The sequence below is a fragment of the Paracholeplasma brassicae genome (assembly GCF_000967915.1).
In the GTDB taxonomy this organism is placed as follows: Bacteria; Bacillota_I; Bacilli_A; order Acholeplasmatales; family UBA5453; genus Paracholeplasma; species Paracholeplasma brassicae.
In genome coordinates this window covers 882,918-901,685 of sequence record NC_022549.1, presented here as the reverse complement: position 1 = coordinate 901,685, position 18,768 = coordinate 882,918, and the positions used below count along the sequence as shown (strand labels likewise).

At 35.8% G+C, this 18,768-nt stretch carries 16 protein-coding genes; 3 read left to right on the top strand and 13 right to left on the bottom strand.

What is annotated here, in order from left to right:
- Position 1: 1 nt before the first annotated feature.
- The 7 genes from hisS to BN853_RS04115 form a co-directional block, all read right to left on the bottom strand.
- Positions 2 to 1,267: a histidine--tRNA ligase gene (hisS, locus tag BN853_RS04145; RefSeq protein ID WP_030004696.1), complete on the bottom strand. Its 1,266-nt coding sequence runs from the start codon at positions 1,265 to 1,267 to the stop codon at positions 2 to 4.
- A 14-nt stretch (positions 1,268 to 1,281) separates the two neighbouring features.
- A complete protein-coding gene (locus BN853_RS04140) occupies positions 1,282 to 1,830 on the bottom strand; it encodes a GNAT family N-acetyltransferase (RefSeq protein WP_030004695.1) in 549 nt (182 codons plus the stop codon).
- Between the two features lie 245 nt (positions 1,831 to 2,075).
- Positions 2,076 to 3,158, bottom strand: a complete 1,083-nt coding sequence (locus tag BN853_RS04135) for an AI-2E family transporter (protein WP_030004694.1) — start codon at positions 3,156 to 3,158, stop codon at positions 2,076 to 2,078.
- A gap of 1 nt (position 3,159) precedes the next feature.
- Positions 3,160 to 3,606 carry a D-aminoacyl-tRNA deacylase gene (gene dtd / locus BN853_RS04130; RefSeq protein WP_030004693.1) on the bottom strand — a complete coding sequence of 149 codons (447 nt, stop codon included), beginning with the start codon at positions 3,604 to 3,606 and terminating at the stop codon, positions 3,160 to 3,162.
- Entirely contained in the window at positions 3,606 to 5,789 is a 2,184-nt protein-coding gene (locus BN853_RS04125; RefSeq protein WP_030004692.1) for a RelA/SpoT family protein, read from the bottom strand. Before BN853_RS04125 ends, dtd begins: the two co-directional genes overlap by 1 nt.
- A 13-nt stretch (positions 5,790 to 5,802) precedes the next feature.
- Complete coding sequence (locus BN853_RS04120) at positions 5,803 to 6,315, bottom strand: adenine phosphoribosyltransferase (RefSeq protein ID WP_030004691.1); 513 nt, start codon at positions 6,313 to 6,315, stop codon at positions 5,803 to 5,805.
- A 59-nt stretch (positions 6,316 to 6,374) separates the two neighbouring features.
- On the bottom strand, positions 6,375 to 7,163 hold the full coding sequence (locus BN853_RS04115) for a beta/alpha barrel domain-containing protein (RefSeq protein ID WP_030004690.1): 789 nt from the start codon (positions 7,161 to 7,163) through the stop codon (positions 6,375 to 6,377).
- Positions 7,164 to 7,264: 101 nt separating this feature from the next.
- On the opposite strand from BN853_RS04115, the gene BN853_RS04110 reads away from it, so the two are divergent.
- From BN853_RS04110 to BN853_RS04100, 3 genes are all read left to right on the top strand, one after another.
- Entirely contained in the window at positions 7,265 to 8,488 is a 1,224-nt protein-coding gene (locus tag BN853_RS04110) for a replication-associated recombination protein A (protein ID WP_030004689.1), read from the top strand.
- 203 nt (positions 8,489 to 8,691) lie between these two features.
- Positions 8,692 to 9,411, top strand: a complete 720-nt coding sequence (locus BN853_RS04105) for a helix-turn-helix domain-containing protein (RefSeq protein WP_030004688.1) — start codon at positions 8,692 to 8,694, stop codon at positions 9,409 to 9,411.
- 35 nt (positions 9,412 to 9,446) lie between these two features.
- Positions 9,447 to 10,274 (top strand): IS3 family transposase, encoded by an 828-nt coding sequence (locus BN853_RS04100; RefSeq protein WP_030004561.1) that lies wholly within the window; start codon positions 9,447 to 9,449, stop codon positions 10,272 to 10,274.
- Between the two features lie 86 nt (positions 10,275 to 10,360).
- On the opposite strand, the gene BN853_RS04095 is transcribed toward BN853_RS04100, so the two are convergent.
- From BN853_RS04095 to BN853_RS04070, 6 genes are read right to left on the bottom strand one after another with little or no spacing between them, the layout of a single operon-like run.
- Positions 10,361 to 11,482, bottom strand: coding sequence for a family 16 glycosylhydrolase (locus BN853_RS04095; RefSeq protein ID WP_030004687.1), 1,122 nt, complete (start codon positions 11,480 to 11,482; stop codon positions 10,361 to 10,363).
- A gap of 4 nt (positions 11,483 to 11,486) precedes the next feature.
- Positions 11,487 to 12,428, bottom strand: a complete 942-nt coding sequence (locus BN853_RS04090) for a carbohydrate ABC transporter permease (protein WP_030004686.1) — start codon at positions 12,426 to 12,428, stop codon at positions 11,487 to 11,489.
- A complete protein-coding gene (locus BN853_RS04085) occupies positions 12,419 to 13,495 on the bottom strand; it encodes a carbohydrate ABC transporter permease (protein WP_030004685.1) in 1,077 nt (358 codons plus the stop codon). The genes BN853_RS04090 and BN853_RS04085 overlap by 10 nt, the downstream gene beginning before the upstream one ends.
- Positions 13,492 to 15,864 carry a DUF5696 domain-containing protein gene (locus BN853_RS04080; RefSeq protein WP_030004684.1) on the bottom strand — a complete coding sequence of 791 codons (2,373 nt, stop codon included), beginning with the start codon at positions 15,862 to 15,864 and terminating at the stop codon, positions 13,492 to 13,494. The genes BN853_RS04085 and BN853_RS04080 overlap by 4 nt, the downstream gene beginning before the upstream one ends.
- Positions 15,857 to 17,893, bottom strand: a complete 2,037-nt coding sequence (locus BN853_RS04075; RefSeq protein WP_030004683.1) for a YIP1 family protein — start codon at positions 17,891 to 17,893, stop codon at positions 15,857 to 15,859. Before BN853_RS04075 ends, BN853_RS04080 begins: the two co-directional genes overlap by 8 nt.
- A complete protein-coding gene (locus BN853_RS04070; RefSeq protein ID WP_030004682.1) occupies positions 17,893 to 18,768 on the bottom strand; it encodes a carbohydrate ABC transporter permease in 876 nt (291 codons plus the stop codon). Before BN853_RS04070 ends, BN853_RS04075 begins: the two co-directional genes overlap by 1 nt.

Sequence of the window (18,768 nt, the reverse complement as noted above, 5' to 3'; positions counted from 1 at the left end):
GTTATCTTCTCATTTCTTTTAAGTAATTAATCAATTCGTCTTTGCTTAATTTGACTTGTTCTTGTGTGGTTGTGTCTTTTAGACTGACGCTGTTGGTCGCGTACTCATCTTCGCCAATGATGATTAAATAACGAGCATTCGTTTTTAATCCGTTTTTGAGTTGGGTTTTAAAATTCTTACCATTGAAATCCATCGTTGCGCGATAACCTTCTTTTCGAAGTAAAGAAAGTGTTTGACTTAAATATGAACGATGTGTTTCATCAATTGCAATGCCAAATACGTCTAAGCGTTGTTCTTCGTAAAAGACAATATTTTCTTGTGTTAAAGCGTCTAATAAACGTTCCATACCAAAAGCAAAACCAATGCCTGGTAAGTCCGGTCCACCGAGTTCTTTGACTAGATTTTGGTATCTTCCACCACCACCAAGCACATTTTGAGCACCAAATCCTTCGATTTCTGCTTCAATCTCAAACACCGTGTGTTCGTAATAGTCAAGACCGCGAACCAAACGATCGGCCAAGACATATTTCACATCGTTTTGATCTAGATAGCGTTTAACTGCATCAAAATAGTTTTTAGAAGCTTCTGTCAAATACATCACAGGCGTTGGTGCATTAACGACTTTTTCATGTCGATGATCGACTTTACAATCTAAAATTCGAAGTGGGTTCTTATCGATACGATTTTGACAATCGGCACATAATTCGTGTTTGACCGGTTCAAAATGTGCCTTTAAAGCATCTTGAAACATTTTTCTTGAGGCTTGGTCACCAAGGGTATTGATTCGAACAGATACCCCTTTTAAACCAAGGGATTGAATGAAGTGGTATGCAAGTTCAATGACTTCGGCATCTAACATCGGATCGTTTGAACCAACCGCCTCAACGCCAAACTGAACAAACTGTCTAAAACGACCTTTTTGTGGGCGTTCATATCTAAAATTTGGTCCAATATAATACATTTTTGAAAGTGGGTCGTTGACGTAGAGCTTATTTTCAACAAAGCTTCTTATCACACCGGCCGTGCCTTCTGGTCTTAGGGTTAAGTTTCTATCCCCTTTGTCTTTAAAATTATACGTTTCTTTTGTTACCATATCGGATAATTCATTTTGACGGTGAAAGACTTCAGAATATTCAAAAATTGGTGTTCTTATTTCTAAATAATTAAATTGTGCTGTGATTTCTCTAATTTTATGTTCAAGTGCTTGCCATTTAAATGATTCGCTTGGTAAGACATCGTACGTGCCTTTGGCTTTATTTACTGCCATACTTCTACCTCCTACTATTTCTTCCAATGTTCATAAACGAAAACGTCATGGTATTGGCCTGTTTTTGTGTGAAAATGCTGTTTCTCATAAATGGCAACTAACTTATAACCATTTTTCAAGATGACTTTTTTTGATCCAATGTTTTCTCTTAGGTGCTTGATAACCAACTTGTCTAAGTCAAGCACCTCAAAGCCGATTTGAGTGACTTTTTGTAATGCTTCTGTCATAATTCCTTTTTTCCAGTAGTCTTTATGAAGTACATAACCGATTTCACATGAATTGCCTTTGTGATTAAACGTATGATATTCAATCGTTCCAATCATTTTGCTAGTTTCTTTTGAAACAATTGCATAGCCGATGGGCTCATTTCGTTGTTGACGTTTAAAATAAATGTATTTTAACATCGTTTTTGCGTCTTTTAAGGTTTTAAACGGCCCCCAAGTTAAGAATTCAGTTGTTTCTTTGTCTTTTCCAAACTCAAAAAAGTCTTTAAAGTCTTTTTTTTGAATGCTTCTTAAAGTCACAAGACTTAGTTCAATTGTCGGCAATTTTGTTGTTCTCATTGGTTTCACCTAAAAAAAAACGCCCTTAATTGTCTAAGGACGTTAAAATATCAACGCGGTACCACCTTAGTTCTAGCAACGCTAGCCCTCTCGTAGAATGTCCTCCAAAAGTGTCCCTCATAAGTCATTATTAGATCTTTCACCAAGCGATCCTCTCTTTAAATAATGGAGTTATGATTCTTTTTCCTCATCAGACGATTAATTTATAGTTACATATTACCTTAATGGACTCTTTTTGTCAATCACTATAACGAGTCTTTGAACTGTTTTAGTTTTGCCTTAATCGGCATCTTATAAAAATCAAAGGTTACGTTTAAAACCAATACAAGTGGGATTGAGATAATGACACCAATTATTCCGAACATCGTTTGACCTAATAAAATTGCAGAAATCGATAAAATCGGATTTAACTTCATCTGTTTCTTATAGATCATAGGATTGATGACATACGCATCTAAATTCGGGAAAATTAGCATGAAAACGCCAATTGGAATAAATGAGTAAAATGCGTATGGTAAACTTAAACCGAGTAAAATCATAAAAGCAGACGATAAATAACCGCCAAAATAAGGGACTAATGAAAAAATCGCTGCTGTAAACCCCAATACAAAGGCTACTTCTAAGTATGCCGGATTGAAAATTCCAATTAATAAGAATAAGGTCGTGTATTCAACAAACTGAATGCCAGCAATAATTATTTCTGCTGATAGGTAATTAGTCAGTTCACGATACAAATTTCTTACATATAAATAAATGGTCGGATCTTCCTTAGTTTTTAAGAAATCCGCTGTTTTTGAAATAATTTGATTAAAATTCATTAAGAAAATGATCCCAACAATGACAACAACCGCACCACTTATCACCACACCAATGACGTCTTCAGCAGACTCACCGGTGGCTGTGAAAAAGTTAAATATCGACACATAAACCTTCTCAAGAACATCACCTAATTGAACTGCAATGCCACTTGTATCAATATTTAGGATTTTTCCAACTTGGTCTAATAAGTTCTCTAAACCAATCGATAAATTTGCCAAACTGCCGACGGCAGGCTTAACCAATCCAAAAATAATGAATAAAACCAAACTAATGATCGATACATAAAGACCAAGAATGCTAACAATTCGTGGAAGTTTCGCTTTCTTTTCTAAAAAGCTAACAATCGGATTTAAAATGAAAGCCAATGAAAATGCGATTAATATTGGTAAAAACGTTAGAAAAACCTTGCGAAGTATCGTACTCCACAGTGGGCTTAATACGTAGGTAACCAATATAATTAACATCACTAATAGGATGTTTATGTAACGCCCATTTACCTTATTTTTCATCTTATGCCTCCTTGGAGTCGATTAAAATGCTAACCGGTCCGTCGTTGAGTAAACTCACTTTCATGTCAGCACCAAAAATACCTGTCTTAACTGTGTAATCCAATGATAAATCTGAAATCAACCGTTCATAATACATTGTTGCCATGGTTGGGTTCGCACTATTTGTAAACGACGGTCGATTATTGTTTTTCACAGATCCATATAGTGTAAACTGTGACACAAGTAAAATCTCGCCATTGACTTGTTTTAGACTTAAATTCATTTTCCCATCCTCATCAGAAAAGATGCGCAACGATTTAATTTTCCTTAAAATAAATTGATAGTCTTCTTCTGTATCAAATGCCGAAACACCAAAAAAGATCAAAAACCCTTGTTCAATTGAACGTTCGTAATCTTCTTTAGCGACAGCCACACTGGCTTGTGTGACTCGTTGAACAAACGCCCTCATTACGTAAACTTCCTTTCAATGTGATAAATATCACTGATCTTTAGTAGGTTAACCATCGCTGTTTCTAAATCTTGACGTGTCGATGTCAATAATTTTAACGTTGTTATGTTCTCTAAGTTTTGATTCGAAATCGCATTGATTTCGGCAATCGTAAGATTGGTTGAATTGATGGTTGAAATGATTTCGCTTAATATATTTTCTCGGTTAATACCCATAATTTTAATTCGAGTCGGGTATTTTCTTGTGATATTGCTTGCCCAATAGACATCGACCAATCGATTTTCTGTGAGTGATTTGATGTTTGGACAATCTTCGTGGTGCACAGCGATACCACTGCCCTTTGTCACATAGCCAACAATATGATCGCCAGGTACTGGTAAGCAACAATTCGCAATTTTAATTTGTGGCGTATTTAGTCCCTCAACAATCACACCAGTGGAGTGATTAGTTGTTAGAATTCTTTGTGCTTTTTCTAACTGTCGTTGTAAAATGCTTTCTTTATCGATTTCTTTACCAATGAGCTTGGCAATGACCGTTTTTGGACTTAAGATTCCTTTACCTACTTCGATGTAAAGTGATTCTAAATCAAGAACCATATTTTTCGAAAAGTGCTTTTTGACAAATTCATCGTCTAATTTAGACAGGTCTGCTTTATTTGCCGCTGCTTCACGATCAACTGAATTCTTACCACTTTCAAATAATTGATCACGATTTTGTTTGTTTAAAAAACCTTTGATTTTATGCCTTGCATGCGCTGATTTTGCAATTTTAATCCAATCTTCTGATGGTCCTGGTGAATTTTTGGCCGTACGAATTGAGACGATATCGCCTGTTTCTAGCTCATAATCCAGTGGGACAATCTTGTTATTGACCATCGCACCAACGGCTTTATTACCAATATCAGAGTGAATACGATACGCAAAATCAATTGGGGTACAGCCTTTATTTAGCTCTATGACTTGACCTTTGGGCGTAAATACATACACATTTGCTTCTAAGATATCCGTTTTTATGGTCTCAACAAACTCATTGGCACCACTGGAATTATCATCAACGTCTTCGGTCATTTTTAGTAGTTCACCGTACCACTTTAATTTTTGAGCAATTTCAAATTGTTCTTTTTCCTTAGAATATTCTTTATTTTCTTTATACGCCCAGTGGGCAGCAACCCCGTATTCGGCAATACGATCCATTTCTTCAGTTCTAATTTGGATCTCATAAATGGCGCCATCGTCCGATAAAATCGTTGTATGAAGTGATTGATACATGTTTGGTTTAGGTACTGCAATATAATCCTTAAAGCGTTTTGGAATTGGGATAAAGTTTGCATGAATGATACCTAAGACTTGATAACATGTTTCAATTTTATCAACGATAATTCGAATGGCTAGAATGTCATAGATGTCTTCAAATGCTTTTTGTTGATTGACCATTTTTTTGTAAATTGAAAAAATATTTTTGGTTCGTCCAAAAATCTTATACGTGTTTTTTAGATTTGCGTGTAGCTCTTCATTGATGACCGTAATCATGTCTTCGATTGATTTTGACCTTATGTTTTTTTGATTTTCAATCATATTTGAAATACGATGATAATAAGGTGCATTCAATATCTTCAAACATCTGTCTTCAAGTTCTGCTTTAATAATGAATAGACCGAGTCTATGAGCTAAAGGTGCATAAATATCAAGCGTTTCAGTCGCAATTTTCACTTGTTTTTCAATTGATTGTGCCTCAATTGTACGCATGTTGTGTAGACGGTCTGCAATCTTAATCAAAATCACACGAATGTCTTTTGACATAGCTAATAACATTTTTTGATGATTATCTGCTTGTGAAACTTCCACATTAAATGAAATTTTTGATATTTTTGTGACTCCATCAACCAGTTCTTTCACGTCATCGCCAAATTGATTTTTTAAGTCATCTAGTGTCGTTGATGTGTCTTCCACTAAGTCATGTAAAAGTGCCGCAACCAAGGTGTTTGGACCAGCATTTAACATAGCTAAAATGTGTGCTACGGCTAATGGATGCGTGATGTAGGGTTCGCCACTTTTTCTAAACTGCCCTTCATGCTGAAAAAACGACAATTTATATGCCGCTTCAATTCGTTTTAAATCCTCTTCTTTATGGATGTAATTTTTGATTTGATCGATTAGCCGGTCAAATGTGATAATTTCTGTCAAAATAACACAACCTTTAGTACTTTAAGGATGCAAATACGTCGTATCCTTCAAGTAGTTTTCTGCCTTCTAGTGCTTCAAGTTCAATAAAGAATGCGGCACCTACTACCGTACCACCTAATTTTTCAATTAATTTTATGGTTGCGTCGACTGTACCACCTGTCGCAAGTAAATCATCGACAATTAAGACACGATCGCCTTTTTTAATGGCGTCCTTGTGCATCGATAATTCATTCGAACCGTATTCTAAATCGTATTTCACCGTTACCGTTTCCCTTGGCAGTTTGCCTGGTTTTCTAACCGGTGCAAATCCAAGTTCTAAAGCGTATGCCACAGGACATCCGAAAATAAAACCTCTAGCTTCTGGACCAACGATGACCGTAGCCTTTACTTCTTTAGCGTATTCAATCATTTGATCACAAGCAAACTTATAAGCTTTACCATCTAACATCAATGGGGTAATATCTCTAAATAAAATGCCTTCTTTGGGAAAATCTTTAATTGATGCAATATATTCTTTCAAATCCATGGTTTACATTCCTCCGTATAACAAAACTATTTTACTATAAAACGTCTTTTTTTACTAGTCTATTTACCGAGTTTCACACCAAACTCGAGTACTCTTGATGCGTTTAGGACAAATGGCGTTGCTAAATAAGGATAACCCATCTTTGAAATCATTTCTAAACGATTAGGTGTAATAGTTCCACCGATGATCAAAATCTTATCCTCTGGGGCATCTAATCTTGCTCTTCTAAGTGCTTCATCATTAAAATATTTTAGTACAATGACCTCAACATCCGTTTTGATCACATCATAAAATAGTTTGATGTCAGTCACTTCAATGCCAATTCTTTTGTCTTTGTAAAGATAAATAGCCTTAGCAATTGCCTCTTCGATGTTACCATACGCTTCGATTTCAAGCTCATCAATTAAGTGAAGGTTTTCGAGTTCTCTTGCCCCCCCGTAAGCTAAGGCATTTGCTTCAAACGCTTCATATAAAGGACTGTATTGCTTTAAATCTAACAACGTTGTCTGACCCAGCTTTGACTTGTAATAATTAGTAATCGTTGAGATTCCCGAAAGTCTAGCCAGTAACAATACCACATCATTTAAAACATAATACACATCGTTTGCTCTACCTATGATTGAGCATAGGATATCACCTCGTCGAAACGAGGTTCCATCTTCTTTGTGAAATCGAAATTCAATGTCTAAGTCGTAAAAATCAAAAAAAGCCTTTAGGACATGATTGCCTGAAAGAATCCCTTCTTCTTTAGAATAAATGTAAAACGTGGTGACATCAGTTGATAAAATGGTTTGTCTCTTCTTTCTTGAAGGATCTACCATCAATTCAAATAAGCGATAATCAAACATACTACCCCTCCTTGTTCTTTATTTTAACTAAACTAGACATACTTTTGCAAGTCATTGACCCATTTTATGGTATAATCGTAACAAATGAGGAGGCGAAATTTATGAAACCATTAGCCCATCGCTTACGTCCAACCACTTTTTTAGACATTGTTGGGCAAGACCATTTGGTTGGTCCAAGTGGCATTATCACAAACATGATTAAGAAAAAACGACTGATTTCGTTTATTCTACATGGGAACCCAGGCACCGGAAAAACCACCATAGCAAATCTTGTATCCATTCAAAGTGAACTTGACACCTACACGTTCAATGCGTCTACTGACAATAAAAATCGCTTAAAAGATATCGTTGATACGACACTATACCACGACATATTATTAATCATCGATGAGATACACCGAATGAAAACAGATATTCAGGATTATCTTCTGCCCTTTGTTGAAGAAGGCAAAGTCACCATTATTGGACTTACGACGCTCAATCCCTACATGAGTGTCAATCCTGCCATTCGATCAAGATGTCATGTTTACCGTGTCAATGACATTACCGAAGAGGATATCATGATTGTATTAAAACGTGCATTAAGCTCTAATGAAGTTGAAACAGATAGTATCGTTAAAGAAGACACATTAAAACTAATTGCACAAACCTCAAATCATGAAATTCGCTCTGCGCTTAACATGTTAGAGGCTGTTTTAATTCTTGGTGAGGACCAAAAAGTAATCACACCTGCGATTGCTCGTTTAGCACTAGGAAAGCCTCAACTGAAACTAGACGCTGATAGTGATAACTATTACGAGATACTTTCTGCATTTCAAAAATCAATTAGAGGATCTGACGTTGATGCTTCTTTGCATTATCTAGCAAGACTCATCGTTTTAGAAGATCTTTCTAGCATTATTCGCCGCCTCTTAGTGATTGTCTATGAAGACGTTGGTCTAGCAAATCCAAATCTTGGCCCTAAAGTCTTAGCTGCTTGTGAGACGGCGCTTAAGGTTGGCTTACCTGAGGCAAGAATCCCGCTTTCTGTGGCTGTAATTGAAACCGCGTTATCACCGAAATCGAATACCGCTCATGTCGCACTAGACGAGGCGATTGCTGAGTATCAATCAGGCAAAACAGGTGACATACCCAAACACATTATCAATCGTGAAATAGCTAAGAATCCGAGTCTTTATAAATACCCCCATGACTATCCAAACGCCGTTGTGAAACAACAATATTTACCAGATAAAATCAAAGATAGAACTTATTTTAACCCCAAAGAAGATTCGGTTTATGAAAAAGCCCTAAAAGATCGATTAGAATTACTTAAAAAACTATAAATCAAAAGACTAAGAATACAGAACCACACGCGTTCTCTAATTCTTAGTCTTTTATTTTAATAAATTGTTTTTAATTAATTTATATATAGTATATTTTGTGATTTAAACGAATAAAAACCACTCGAATTGTGATATGATCCCCTTAAAGTAGACACTACAAATAATTAAAGTTTGTAGAAGTGTACAGAGAGGGGATTTTTCTTATGTCAAGAACACCAAGATTCAGTAAAGAAACAAAAATCAAAGCAATCAAAGCATATCAAACAGGAATCAAGTCAATGTTAGAAATCGCATGTGAATTAGGATGTGACGTATCCAGTGTTAAACAATGGGTCAGGAACTATGAATCGATGGGAAGTATGGCATTTGAGGATAAACCAAGAAACCAAAGTTATATGAAATCATTCAAATTAAAGGTGATTAAAGCTTACCACGATGGCAAAGGATCATACGCAGAACTGGCCAAACAATATCAAATAACATCAGACTCAATGATTAAGAGTTGGGTTTCCAAGTATAATAGACATAACGAGATCAAAGCGTATGATCCAAAGGGGTATGTTTATATGGCGAAATCAAGAAAAGTGAGTTATGAAGAAAAGTTAGATATAGTGAAATGGACGATTGAACATAACTTTGAATATAAACTCGCAGCGGAGAAGTTTGAGACAGCCTACTCACAAGTGTATAACTGGGTCAGAAAATACAACGTAGAAGGTGAAGCTGGTTTAAAGGACGAACGAGGCAAGAGAAAGCCTGTAGAGAATCTAAGTGAAATTGAGAAACTAAAACGTGAAGTTGAGCTTCTAAGACGGAAGAATGAACGTCTGGAGATGGAGGCTGAAGTCATAAAAAAATTCCAGGAGATCGAAAGGAGGGATATTTTAGCAAGATCCGCCAAGAAGCCAAATACAAAACGATAAAAGGGCTTCATGAGGCAAAAAACTATCCTATTTTGGTGTTATGTGAAATCCTTTTGATTGTTCGTAGCAGCTATTATAAGTGGTTAAAACATGAAGAAACAAATGAAGAAAAGATTAATCATGAGTTATCTCAATTGATTCTTGAATATCATGATGAGTTTAAAGGTATCTTAGGCTATAGACGGATGACTTTATGGATTAATAAGCGGAATCAAACGAACTATAATGTAAAACGCATCAGACGATTGATGAAGAAATTAGGTGTATCGTCGGTTATCCGTAGAGTGCGTAAGGGGTATATTAAAGTAAGACCAGAGATCACAGCAGAGAATGTCTTAAACAGACAATTTGAGGCTAATAATCCCAATGAGAAATGGTTAACAGACGTTACCGAGTTCAAGGTGATTGGATCGAATACTAAGTTATACTTAAGTGCCATCATCGATCTGTGTGATACCAGTATTATCAGTTACAAAATGGGTATATCGAATAATAACCAACTGGTAAATGAAACCTTCGAGAAAGCATTCCAACTTAATCCGGAAGCCAAACCGATGGTACACAGTGACCGCGGGTATCAATATACGAATAAAGTGTTTCAAAAGAAGCTCACTTCTAGAAGCATGACAGTCAGTATGTCTAGAGTTGGTAGGTGTATTGATAATGGACCGATGGAGAGTTTTTGGGGTACACTTAAATCAGAAATGTACTATTTAACCCAGTTTCACGACATCAATCAACTCAAAGTAGCGATTGATCAATACATCCAGTTTTATAATAAACAAAGGTACCAAGAAAAACTAAAAGGCTTAACTCCGATGGAATTTCGGAATCAAGCCTTAAAAATTGAATCAGTTATTTAATTATTTCCACTGTCTACTTGACAGGGGGCGGTTCATTGTCTAAGTGGTTTTTTATTAATTATCGATTAAATTTTGTCTAGCTTGATTTAGGTTTTATAAACAAATGGCTCACTTATTTTAGAGGTTCTACCGACAAAATCTATGGCTTCGACTGTGATGTTATAAGATTTATTTGGTTCTAATCCAACCAGTGTGTATTGATTAAGATTGGAGTATCCATTAAACTTTCCATCAACATAAATCGCGTATTTTTCGATATCATAATCATCAAATGCACGTTGCCAGTGAATGGTGTTCGCCACTTCTGCCTTGTTAATATTTGCGACCTTTTCAGGTACTTTTTTATCAACGGATGCGTAGTCTAACTGATAGACCCTCACAAAGTCGATTTCAAAAGCCGCAGGGAAGATTGAATCATCGACGCCTTGAACGCCACCCCAGTTTCCACCAATCGCTAAGTTTAGGATCAAGAAGAAAGGTTTATCAAACGGAAATGCTTCATTATATTTTGAATCACTTGTGAATTGTGGTGTGTAATTGACTTCGTAATATTGATCCCCATCGACAAACCATGTGATGGTACCTGGTTTCCAAATAATCTCATAATCGTGAAATTCTTGATTTGCCGTTGGTAGCGTCACAGAACCGCCAAGTTGTGTGCCAAGGCCGTGATTAAATCGTTCGGTGTGAATCGTACCATGAACACGTGTTGGATCATAACCTACGTATTCCATAATGTCAATTTCACCACTTTTCGGCCAAATACCATAAGAGTTCATGGTTGGCATCATCCAAACAGCCGGCCAAGTACCGCGTCCAACTGGATTTTTAGCACGAATAATAAAACGACCGTAAGTAAAATCGCCTTTATATTTTGTTGTAATACGTGATGAGGTATAAGAACGTCCCATGTATTCTTCTTTTTTTGCCGTAATGGTTAATACTGAATTAGCAACTGAGGTATTTTTATTGGTGTAATATTGAAGTTCATTGTTTCCACCGCCACCACCATCAATTTCATAATTCCACTTTTCTAAATCGAGTGTATCACCTTCAAATTCATCTGCCCAAGTGCATACCCATCCACCATCTAGTCTTTGTTCGTTACAATCATCGACTGGTTTTAATTTTTCGAGTGATATTTTTTCACTACAAGCAGATAATAATATCGCGAGTGTGAAAATCATCATAATTGATATTTTTTTCATTGTTTTACTCTCCTGTAATACCCGTACGATCAATACTCTCTGTGAAGTTCTTTTGTGCGAAAAAATAGAGCACTAAGAGTGGTAATACGGTGAGCATCGTACCAGCTAATTTTATTGCTTCGTTGAGTCTAGCGCCTATCGTACCTTCTTGAAACAAGGTGCTATAACTATCAACGAATGCTTGTAATTTTAGAGGCAACGTTACTTGTCCTCCAACGTAAAGTGCGGTCATAAACGTTTCATTCCAATACCAAACAAAGCTAAATAGAAAAACAATTACAATGGATGGTATCGCAGATGGCAACGCAATTTTAAAGAATATCTTTAATTGACTTGCACCATCAATTTCAGCGGATTCCATTAAAACTTGAGGAATCGTCTTAAAAAATTGATAATATATCAAAATAAAGATTGATTGGTTTAATCCTTGTCCAAATAATGCTGGTAAAGTCATGGTTTTAGAAGACGATATAATGCCTAACAAGCGAAAGACCGTCATGTTTGACACCATCAATACTTGTGGCGGCAAAATAAACGTCGCAAGCATCAAAAACAAGAATAATTTTTTAAACGGAAATTCATACATCGCAAACCCATAACCAATCAGAGCTGAGGAAATGGTCGTAATCAAACTTACTTTTAAAACATACCACGTTGAACTAAAAACAATCGAAGGCATATCAAGTACTTTAAATGCCGTTTGATAATTGTTAAATTCTAAAGTGGTTGGTACCCATCTTACCCCTGGGTTCAATAAGTCATCAACCGATTTTAAACTATTAACCAGCATAAATAAGACTGGATAGAGATAAATATAAGAAAAACTGATCAATAACGTAATCAAGACAAAACGATATATCAACCCATCAGTTGTGTGCATCCCAAAAAGTACTTTTTTCGCTTTTTGCTTTTTTTGTATTGAAAATAGTGATTTATTTAGTTCCATCGTTTCACCTTCTTACGTCTAATTGATGTAACACCGATAAATATACCCATTAATGCAAGCATCAATATGAAATAAACCCATGAGATTGCTGCGGCATAACCATACCCAAAGTAAAGCGCTGAATCAGACCCACCATTTAGCATGTGCATTTTTGCTTGATCTAATACACCACCTGGTTCGACATAAAGACTCATCGATACCACCACGTAAATGATCGCCACACTAATTAACGGTTTGATTGATGGCAAGGTAATTTTCCAAAAATTATCCCAAGGCGATGCCCCATCAATGGATGCAGCCTCATAAATTGAGGTATCAATTTTTTGAAGGCCCGCAAGAAATATCAAGATCGGAACCCCGGCATACCACAAGATAAGTAAGAGTGAATTAAATAATGCCTCTAGTGGATTAGCTATCCAAGATCCCAGATTGTTGACGATAAAACCAATGGCACCACTTTCACTAATTGATGGTAAGCTTACTGCGTCTTGTTGGGTCAGCTCCAAAATGACTGGACCCGATGAAATGATGACTGGCATAAAGAAAATCGTACGCCAAATGCCTTTTAGTTTCATTGGTTGATTGATTAACATCGAAATCATAATTGAAAAAACAATAATCAATGGAATAGACAAAAGCATTTTACCAATATATTTTTGAAATTCAGGGATTAAGTTTTGACTCCTTATGATATTAATGTAGTTTCTTACCCCAACAAATGTGGTTGACATCCCTCTGGTTAAATGAGGATAACTTTCAGTAAAGCTAAGGTATAGTGAATTAAACATTGGATACAAAGTGAAGATCAAAAACCCGATAATCCACAGCGAGATAAACATATAACCATAAAAATGTTCGCGTCTTCTTCTTGTTACCTTGATTTTGATTATACTAAAAAGCACAACGTTTGATTCTTTATTTCGGTAGATAAAATTATGAGTCAGTAGGTACGCCAATTTTTCAAAGATTGGACTGATGTGTTTGCCTGAAAATCGAGCGACCACTTCAACGCTTTTTTTAAAAGGTGCTAAGATTGCGCCTTTTACTTTCGTCATTACTTTTGTCATAAGATCACCTCATAACTCTTCTTTTCGACGGTGATTGATTGATAATCAACATCGTTTGAGGTGTAGTTAATTAAAATCGATACCCCATTTTCATAAGTAACTAATGAAACACCTGTTTCTATCATTTCACGAGAAACAATTTTCTTTCCGCTAACGTGTTTTAACGCCTCATTAACAAAACCGTACGTACGAACGATTTCAGCTTTGTAGGAATCATAATGGGTTGTGTAAAGTTCATTAGAGGCAGTATATCGCATTTTAAATGTATCTTCACTCGTTAACACATAGTTTGGGTAAAGATTGTAATCGACCATCATCAGTAACCGGTCTTCCCCAATGGCATTAAAGTTTAAATAAGAGGTATACATTGCGACATGCCCTGACAATATAATCGGAATTAAAGGGATTAAATCCGTATAATAACGATACTGTGCATTTAAGACAGGCATATCTAAATATTGATCCGTATATTGCCACAAATAATCGTTTGGGTTGACTAAGGAAACAAATTCATAAGCCTCAAGTGCTTCTTGATAATACGCTTTTGTATCCATACGCTCGTGATAACTCTTTCGATAGAATGAGTTTAAGCTTTGACCAATCGAATCAGCAGATAACCCATAGTGATGATCCTCATAGAAAGATAAATCACTGAGTAGTTTGTCTCTTGTTTTGGCTGGATCAAGAAAGTACAACATTCTTCGTGTCGACAAGCTATTGATTTCGAATGTGACTCGTGTTTTTGCAATATTTCTTGTGACATCGCTAATCAAACTCACGCGTTTGGAACTTTCTGCGGCATAAACGTAATCATTGTTTAATAAGACTTGATTGCCATCCGCATTAATTTGCTCGCTTAATTTATCGTAATTCTTATCACGTTCGTTAAAATTCATCCGGTCCAAACGATTGGTATTGCCGTCTTTACTCCAACCCAATAACTTGATGGATTGATTGGTAATACCTTGTTCTTTTAATTCTTCATAGATTCTTAACACATCGTTTGTTTTGGTCATTGAAATACGTTTACTCCATAAAAACGATGGTTCTAAATCACTCATTACAAAGGACAAATGCAAATCGATATCTGACTCAGGCGCTTTTTTTGTTAAAATTCCTTTATCAACTAGATAGGATTGATATCTACTTGCAATACCAACATAGTTTGCATCACTGCCTAAAAATCCAAAATGTATTTTAAAATTAGAATCACTTCGTTGACTTAAAACAGCATCTTGACCGTTATTTTGTCTATCAATTACTTGCCAGTAAATGTCTCTTAAGACATACTTCGTATAAGCACGATTGTAATTGTTGTTATCCGTTAAGTTTGCATAAAATATGGCTTGTTCTGCACCCTCAGATAAAAACGTATAAATGCCATTTTGACCCACTTCATGAATGATCCCATAAAGAGGTACTGACAAATTTGAAAAAGTCGTTGAGGAAACACCGTAATCCGAATTATAAAAACGTGATTGGAGCGTTGTTTCATGACGTTCCTTAAATCTAACAAGTGCGCCAACACCATCAGGAATGACCATATAACCCGGTGCTTTAGTATCTCTAACTGCCCCCATGTTTGGAAATAAATAGATCGCGGTTGCTTTATACGCGTCATTGCTTTCAACAATGCTCTCTTGATCTAAAAAGACATGAAATAGACCATCTTCAGTGATTTCTAAGGATACATCAAACCTTAATCCTATACTCTTAAGATTCACATCTATCACTAATTGATTAGTCGTTTGATTTCGTTTTTTTAACTCTACTTTATTCTTGCGATACGTTTCAGGTACCAATTCATAAACCGATGTTCTTGAATTCGTTTCATTTATGATACCGTTTGTAGCAAACTCAGCATCCGCAAGCTCTAATAGCGCATAAGGTATTGCTAGATTTCGTTGTGGGTTTTGACTTGCTACGTATTCGACCCATATACCTGAGGCATGTCTTGCTCGAATACGTGTATTACCTTCTGAACGTCCGTCAGACGATTGAAATTCACTTCTTGAACTGTAATAGTAGTTCGTTTCTTTATTGTGAATTAAAACAGAGAAACTATTTATCTCTAAGTAAACAGACAATTTATCGTTATCAAGGACCAACTCATAACCCATGTCTTCTTTCTCTTCTTCTGAGTAGTCAACTTGGTAATATTGATGATAATCATTGACCAGTGTTGGATCAAAGTCATCTTTTTGAGTGAATCTCGAACTTTCTAATAACATTTTATCGATGTATGGAAAGTTTTGATTTAAATCGATGACAAGTCCTTCCGTATTTTTTGATTGACTTGCATTGACAATCACAAAAGAAAACGTAACGGTAATTACCACAACAATCAAGTACTTAATTAGTTTAACCACGACTTGTCACCTCCTTAAAGATATCAACAAACAACATAACGATTTCGTTTAATAAAATATAAACGATTCCAACCATAAGTAAAATCATTAACCCTGTAAATATTGAAATAAAAATATTACCTAGGGTTTGTTTCATTTCGTAAAAATGAATCTCTTTAACCATTACAATCATGTAGATTACAAACACAATTACTGCAAGATTGAATAGTGAACTATAAATGAATGCTTCATTGCCTGTAAGTCCATGTGACATAATACTTAAAATAGGTAATGCGATGATAAAAGGTAATAGTGTGTAGGCTGATGATTGAAAGACATCTCTTAATTTTCCTTCACCATCTCTGATACTACAAACTAAATAATTACCAATTACAAACAAGAAAAACGGAACAAAGACCGTAATGATTTCTTGAAGGAAATCAATCTCTGATGGAATCTTATTGTTGAATTGGAAGTTCGTATTATACCCATAAAATATATAACTTAGGAAAAAGAGCATCAAGTAAATGAATGCGGAGAAATTACTTGTTTTATTCTCTCGTTTGATGCCATAATATCCGTCTTGTGGGTGTCTAAGCAGGTAAAAACCAAACATCAACTCATTATATAGTTTAAAGCGTTTTAAATATTTATGCCCATCTTTAATTGGTTTAAACACGACTCGATAAACTGGAATAAAACGGTTGACAATAGCTAATACGATTAAAGCGATGATCACATAAATGATCCAACTTGCGCTATCTAAGAGTGCTTCGTTTCTAACTTCCCAGTACGCATTCGAATAACCTTCACTGTGACGACTAATCTCATAGTATTGCATCGCTGTTTCGTAATTGCCTTCTGCAAAGAACGCGTCTCCTATGCCTTTATTAGCCAAATCAAAGAGTGCATTCATCTTTAAGACTTCTTGCCACGGTCCTTTGGACTCTTGATACCTACCTTGTTGGTAAAGTGTAATGGCTTCATGAACTAAATCAGCAAATTGAGTCGGTATAAATACTTGTAGACTTGAAGCGCCTTTATCTAAGACATAAATGTTATTCTTACTATCAACCGCGATTGACGATGGCGATTGAAATAAGCCCTTTTGACTGAGGTAGTCTTTCCCAGAGAAGATAAACAACACTTGTCCTTCTGCCGTATATTCTGTAATATAACCGTCATTATTGACAGCGAAAATTGTATCACTTGGACCGACAAATAAGTCTTCTAACCGGTTAAATCCCCAGTTCGATTTTGAGTAAACGAAATTAGCGATATTTAGTTTTAAATACCCTGGTACGTCTTTTGTGGTTGTCAAAATTAAGCCATTTTGATCAACTGCGGTATTGTATACCGGCTTTGGAATCATCTTAAACCACGTTCGTCGTTGTTCTTCATCAAATAACAGTGATTTAACGATGTTATCCCACGTGTTTGGTATTCTATTTCCACCAAAGAATCCAAAGAATTCACCATTGTTTTTAAATTCAGCTAATCCGTTAATCGCGCCAGCTAAAACTAAGTAGACATTATTTCCTTTGTCTGTAACAACTTTCGTTGGTTCAAATTTATCCAGTTCACTAAAATATACCGAACCTTGTGGTTTTTCATAAGTAACTTCAACCACGTAATCGTCTAATAGGCTGTCATAAACAAACTTAAATGCCTTTTTATGACCCAAATCAGCGACATATAAATGACCATCTAGTCCAACGTGTACGCCTTTAGGATCAAGTAGAAAACCATCACCAATCACGCGTATCTCTTCTGTTTTCAAACTGTATTTTATGACACGTTTGTTTTTAGTGTCAGCAATGTAAATGTTATCTTCTTTATCAATGGTAATATCTTCAGGTTCATTTAAAGTTAAACCCTCGATACTACGATTGATATTCAGTGGTAAGTAAGCATCTTGGGTTGGAACCACACGACCTTGTGTGGTTGAATAGGTAAAGGTTGTGTAGGTCAACCCGTTATTAGCGGTAATCATTGATGGGACAAACATCAATAAACTAACCGATATAATCGCAATTAATAGTTTTTTCATTATTTAATCCCCGAATGTGCCATGGTATTCATGACTTTACTTTGAAGGAATATAAATAGTACTAAGTTTGGAACAAACATCAATAACCCTGCGGCAGCCGCCATGCCTTGCCCTGCGACGGTGTTGCCTTGTGCGGAGGTTAAACTCATCATGTAAAATGCCAGCGTTCGTTTAGATTCGTCATTAATGAACGTTGTTGAGGTTGCTACGTCATTCCAAATTGCTTGGAATGCCAGAATACCTACGGTTGCAATGGCTGGCGAAATAATTGGTCGAATGATGTGCAAGAACACTTGCATTTCAGATGCACCATCTATTTTTGCAGACTCAATCAATTCATTTGGTGTTTGATCAATAAACTGCTTAATCAAAAACATCGCAACAGGCATCACAACAAGTGGTAATATGTGTGCAAAATAGGTATCAATGATTCCCATTTTAGCTATAATCAAATACCTAGGGATACCAACAGCAATTGGTACGAACATTAAGGCGATTGTATTAATTTCGAACAACATCTTCTTCCCTTTAAAGTGTAACTTTGATAGACCATAGGCAGATAAAGATGTGATGGTTATCGCAACAAATACGCCAATGGTTGTAACAAAAATACTGTTAATTAAATACCTTGAAAAAGGAATACCAGTAGCACTTGTTACTCTTGATAATTCCATAAAGTTATCAAACGTTGGATTAATTACAAAAAACCTAGGTGGAAAGGTAAACAACTCCGATTGAGGTTTAAATGCATGATTAAAAATAAATAATATCGGTAATAGCATTAAAATTGCTAAAGGTATTAAGAATAGATAAAACGGTAGTTGACTCTTATGAAAAGACGTTGGATTTATTTTTGTGCCTTGAAAACTTGCCAT

Coding starts and splice junctions, on each gene's coding strand:
- BN853_RS04135 (WP_030004694.1), bottom strand. CDS start 3,158: ATGAAAAATAAGGTAAATGGGCGTTACATAAACATCCTATTAGTGATG.
- BN853_RS04075 (WP_030004683.1), bottom strand. CDS start 17,893: ATGAAAAAACTATTAATTGCGATTATATCGGTTAGTTTATTGATGTTT.
- BN853_RS04105 (WP_030004688.1), top strand. CDS start 8,692: ATGTCAAGAACACCAAGATTCAGTAAAGAAACAAAAATCAAAGCAATC.
- BN853_RS04115 (WP_030004690.1), bottom strand. CDS start 7,163: ATGTTTGATTATCGCTTATTTGAATTGATGGTAGATCCTTCAAGAAAG.
- dtd (WP_030004693.1), bottom strand. CDS start 3,606: ATGAGGGCGTTTGTTCAACGAGTCACACAAGCCAGTGTGGCTGTCGCT.
- BN853_RS04110 (WP_030004689.1), top strand. CDS start 7,265: ATGAAACCATTAGCCCATCGCTTACGTCCAACCACTTTTTTAGACATT.
- BN853_RS04140 (WP_030004695.1), bottom strand. CDS start 1,830: ATGAGAACAACAAAATTGCCGACAATTGAACTAAGTCTTGTGACTTTA.
- BN853_RS04120 (WP_030004691.1), bottom strand. CDS start 6,315: ATGGATTTGAAAGAATATATTGCATCAATTAAAGATTTTCCCAAAGAA.
- hisS (WP_030004696.1), bottom strand. CDS start 1,267: ATGGCAGTAAATAAAGCCAAAGGCACGTACGATGTCTTACCAAGCGAA.
- BN853_RS04085 (WP_030004685.1), bottom strand. CDS start 13,495: ATGACAAAAGTAATGACGAAAGTAAAAGGCGCAATCTTAGCACCTTTT.
- BN853_RS04095 (WP_030004687.1), bottom strand. CDS start 11,482: ATGAAAAAAATATCAATTATGATGATTTTCACACTCGCGATATTATTA.
- BN853_RS04090 (WP_030004686.1), bottom strand. CDS start 12,428: ATGGAACTAAATAAATCACTATTTTCAATACAAAAAAAGCAAAAAGCG.
- BN853_RS04070 (WP_030004682.1), bottom strand. CDS start 18,768: ATGGCAAGTTTTCAAGGCACAAAAATAAATCCAACGTCTTTTCATAAG.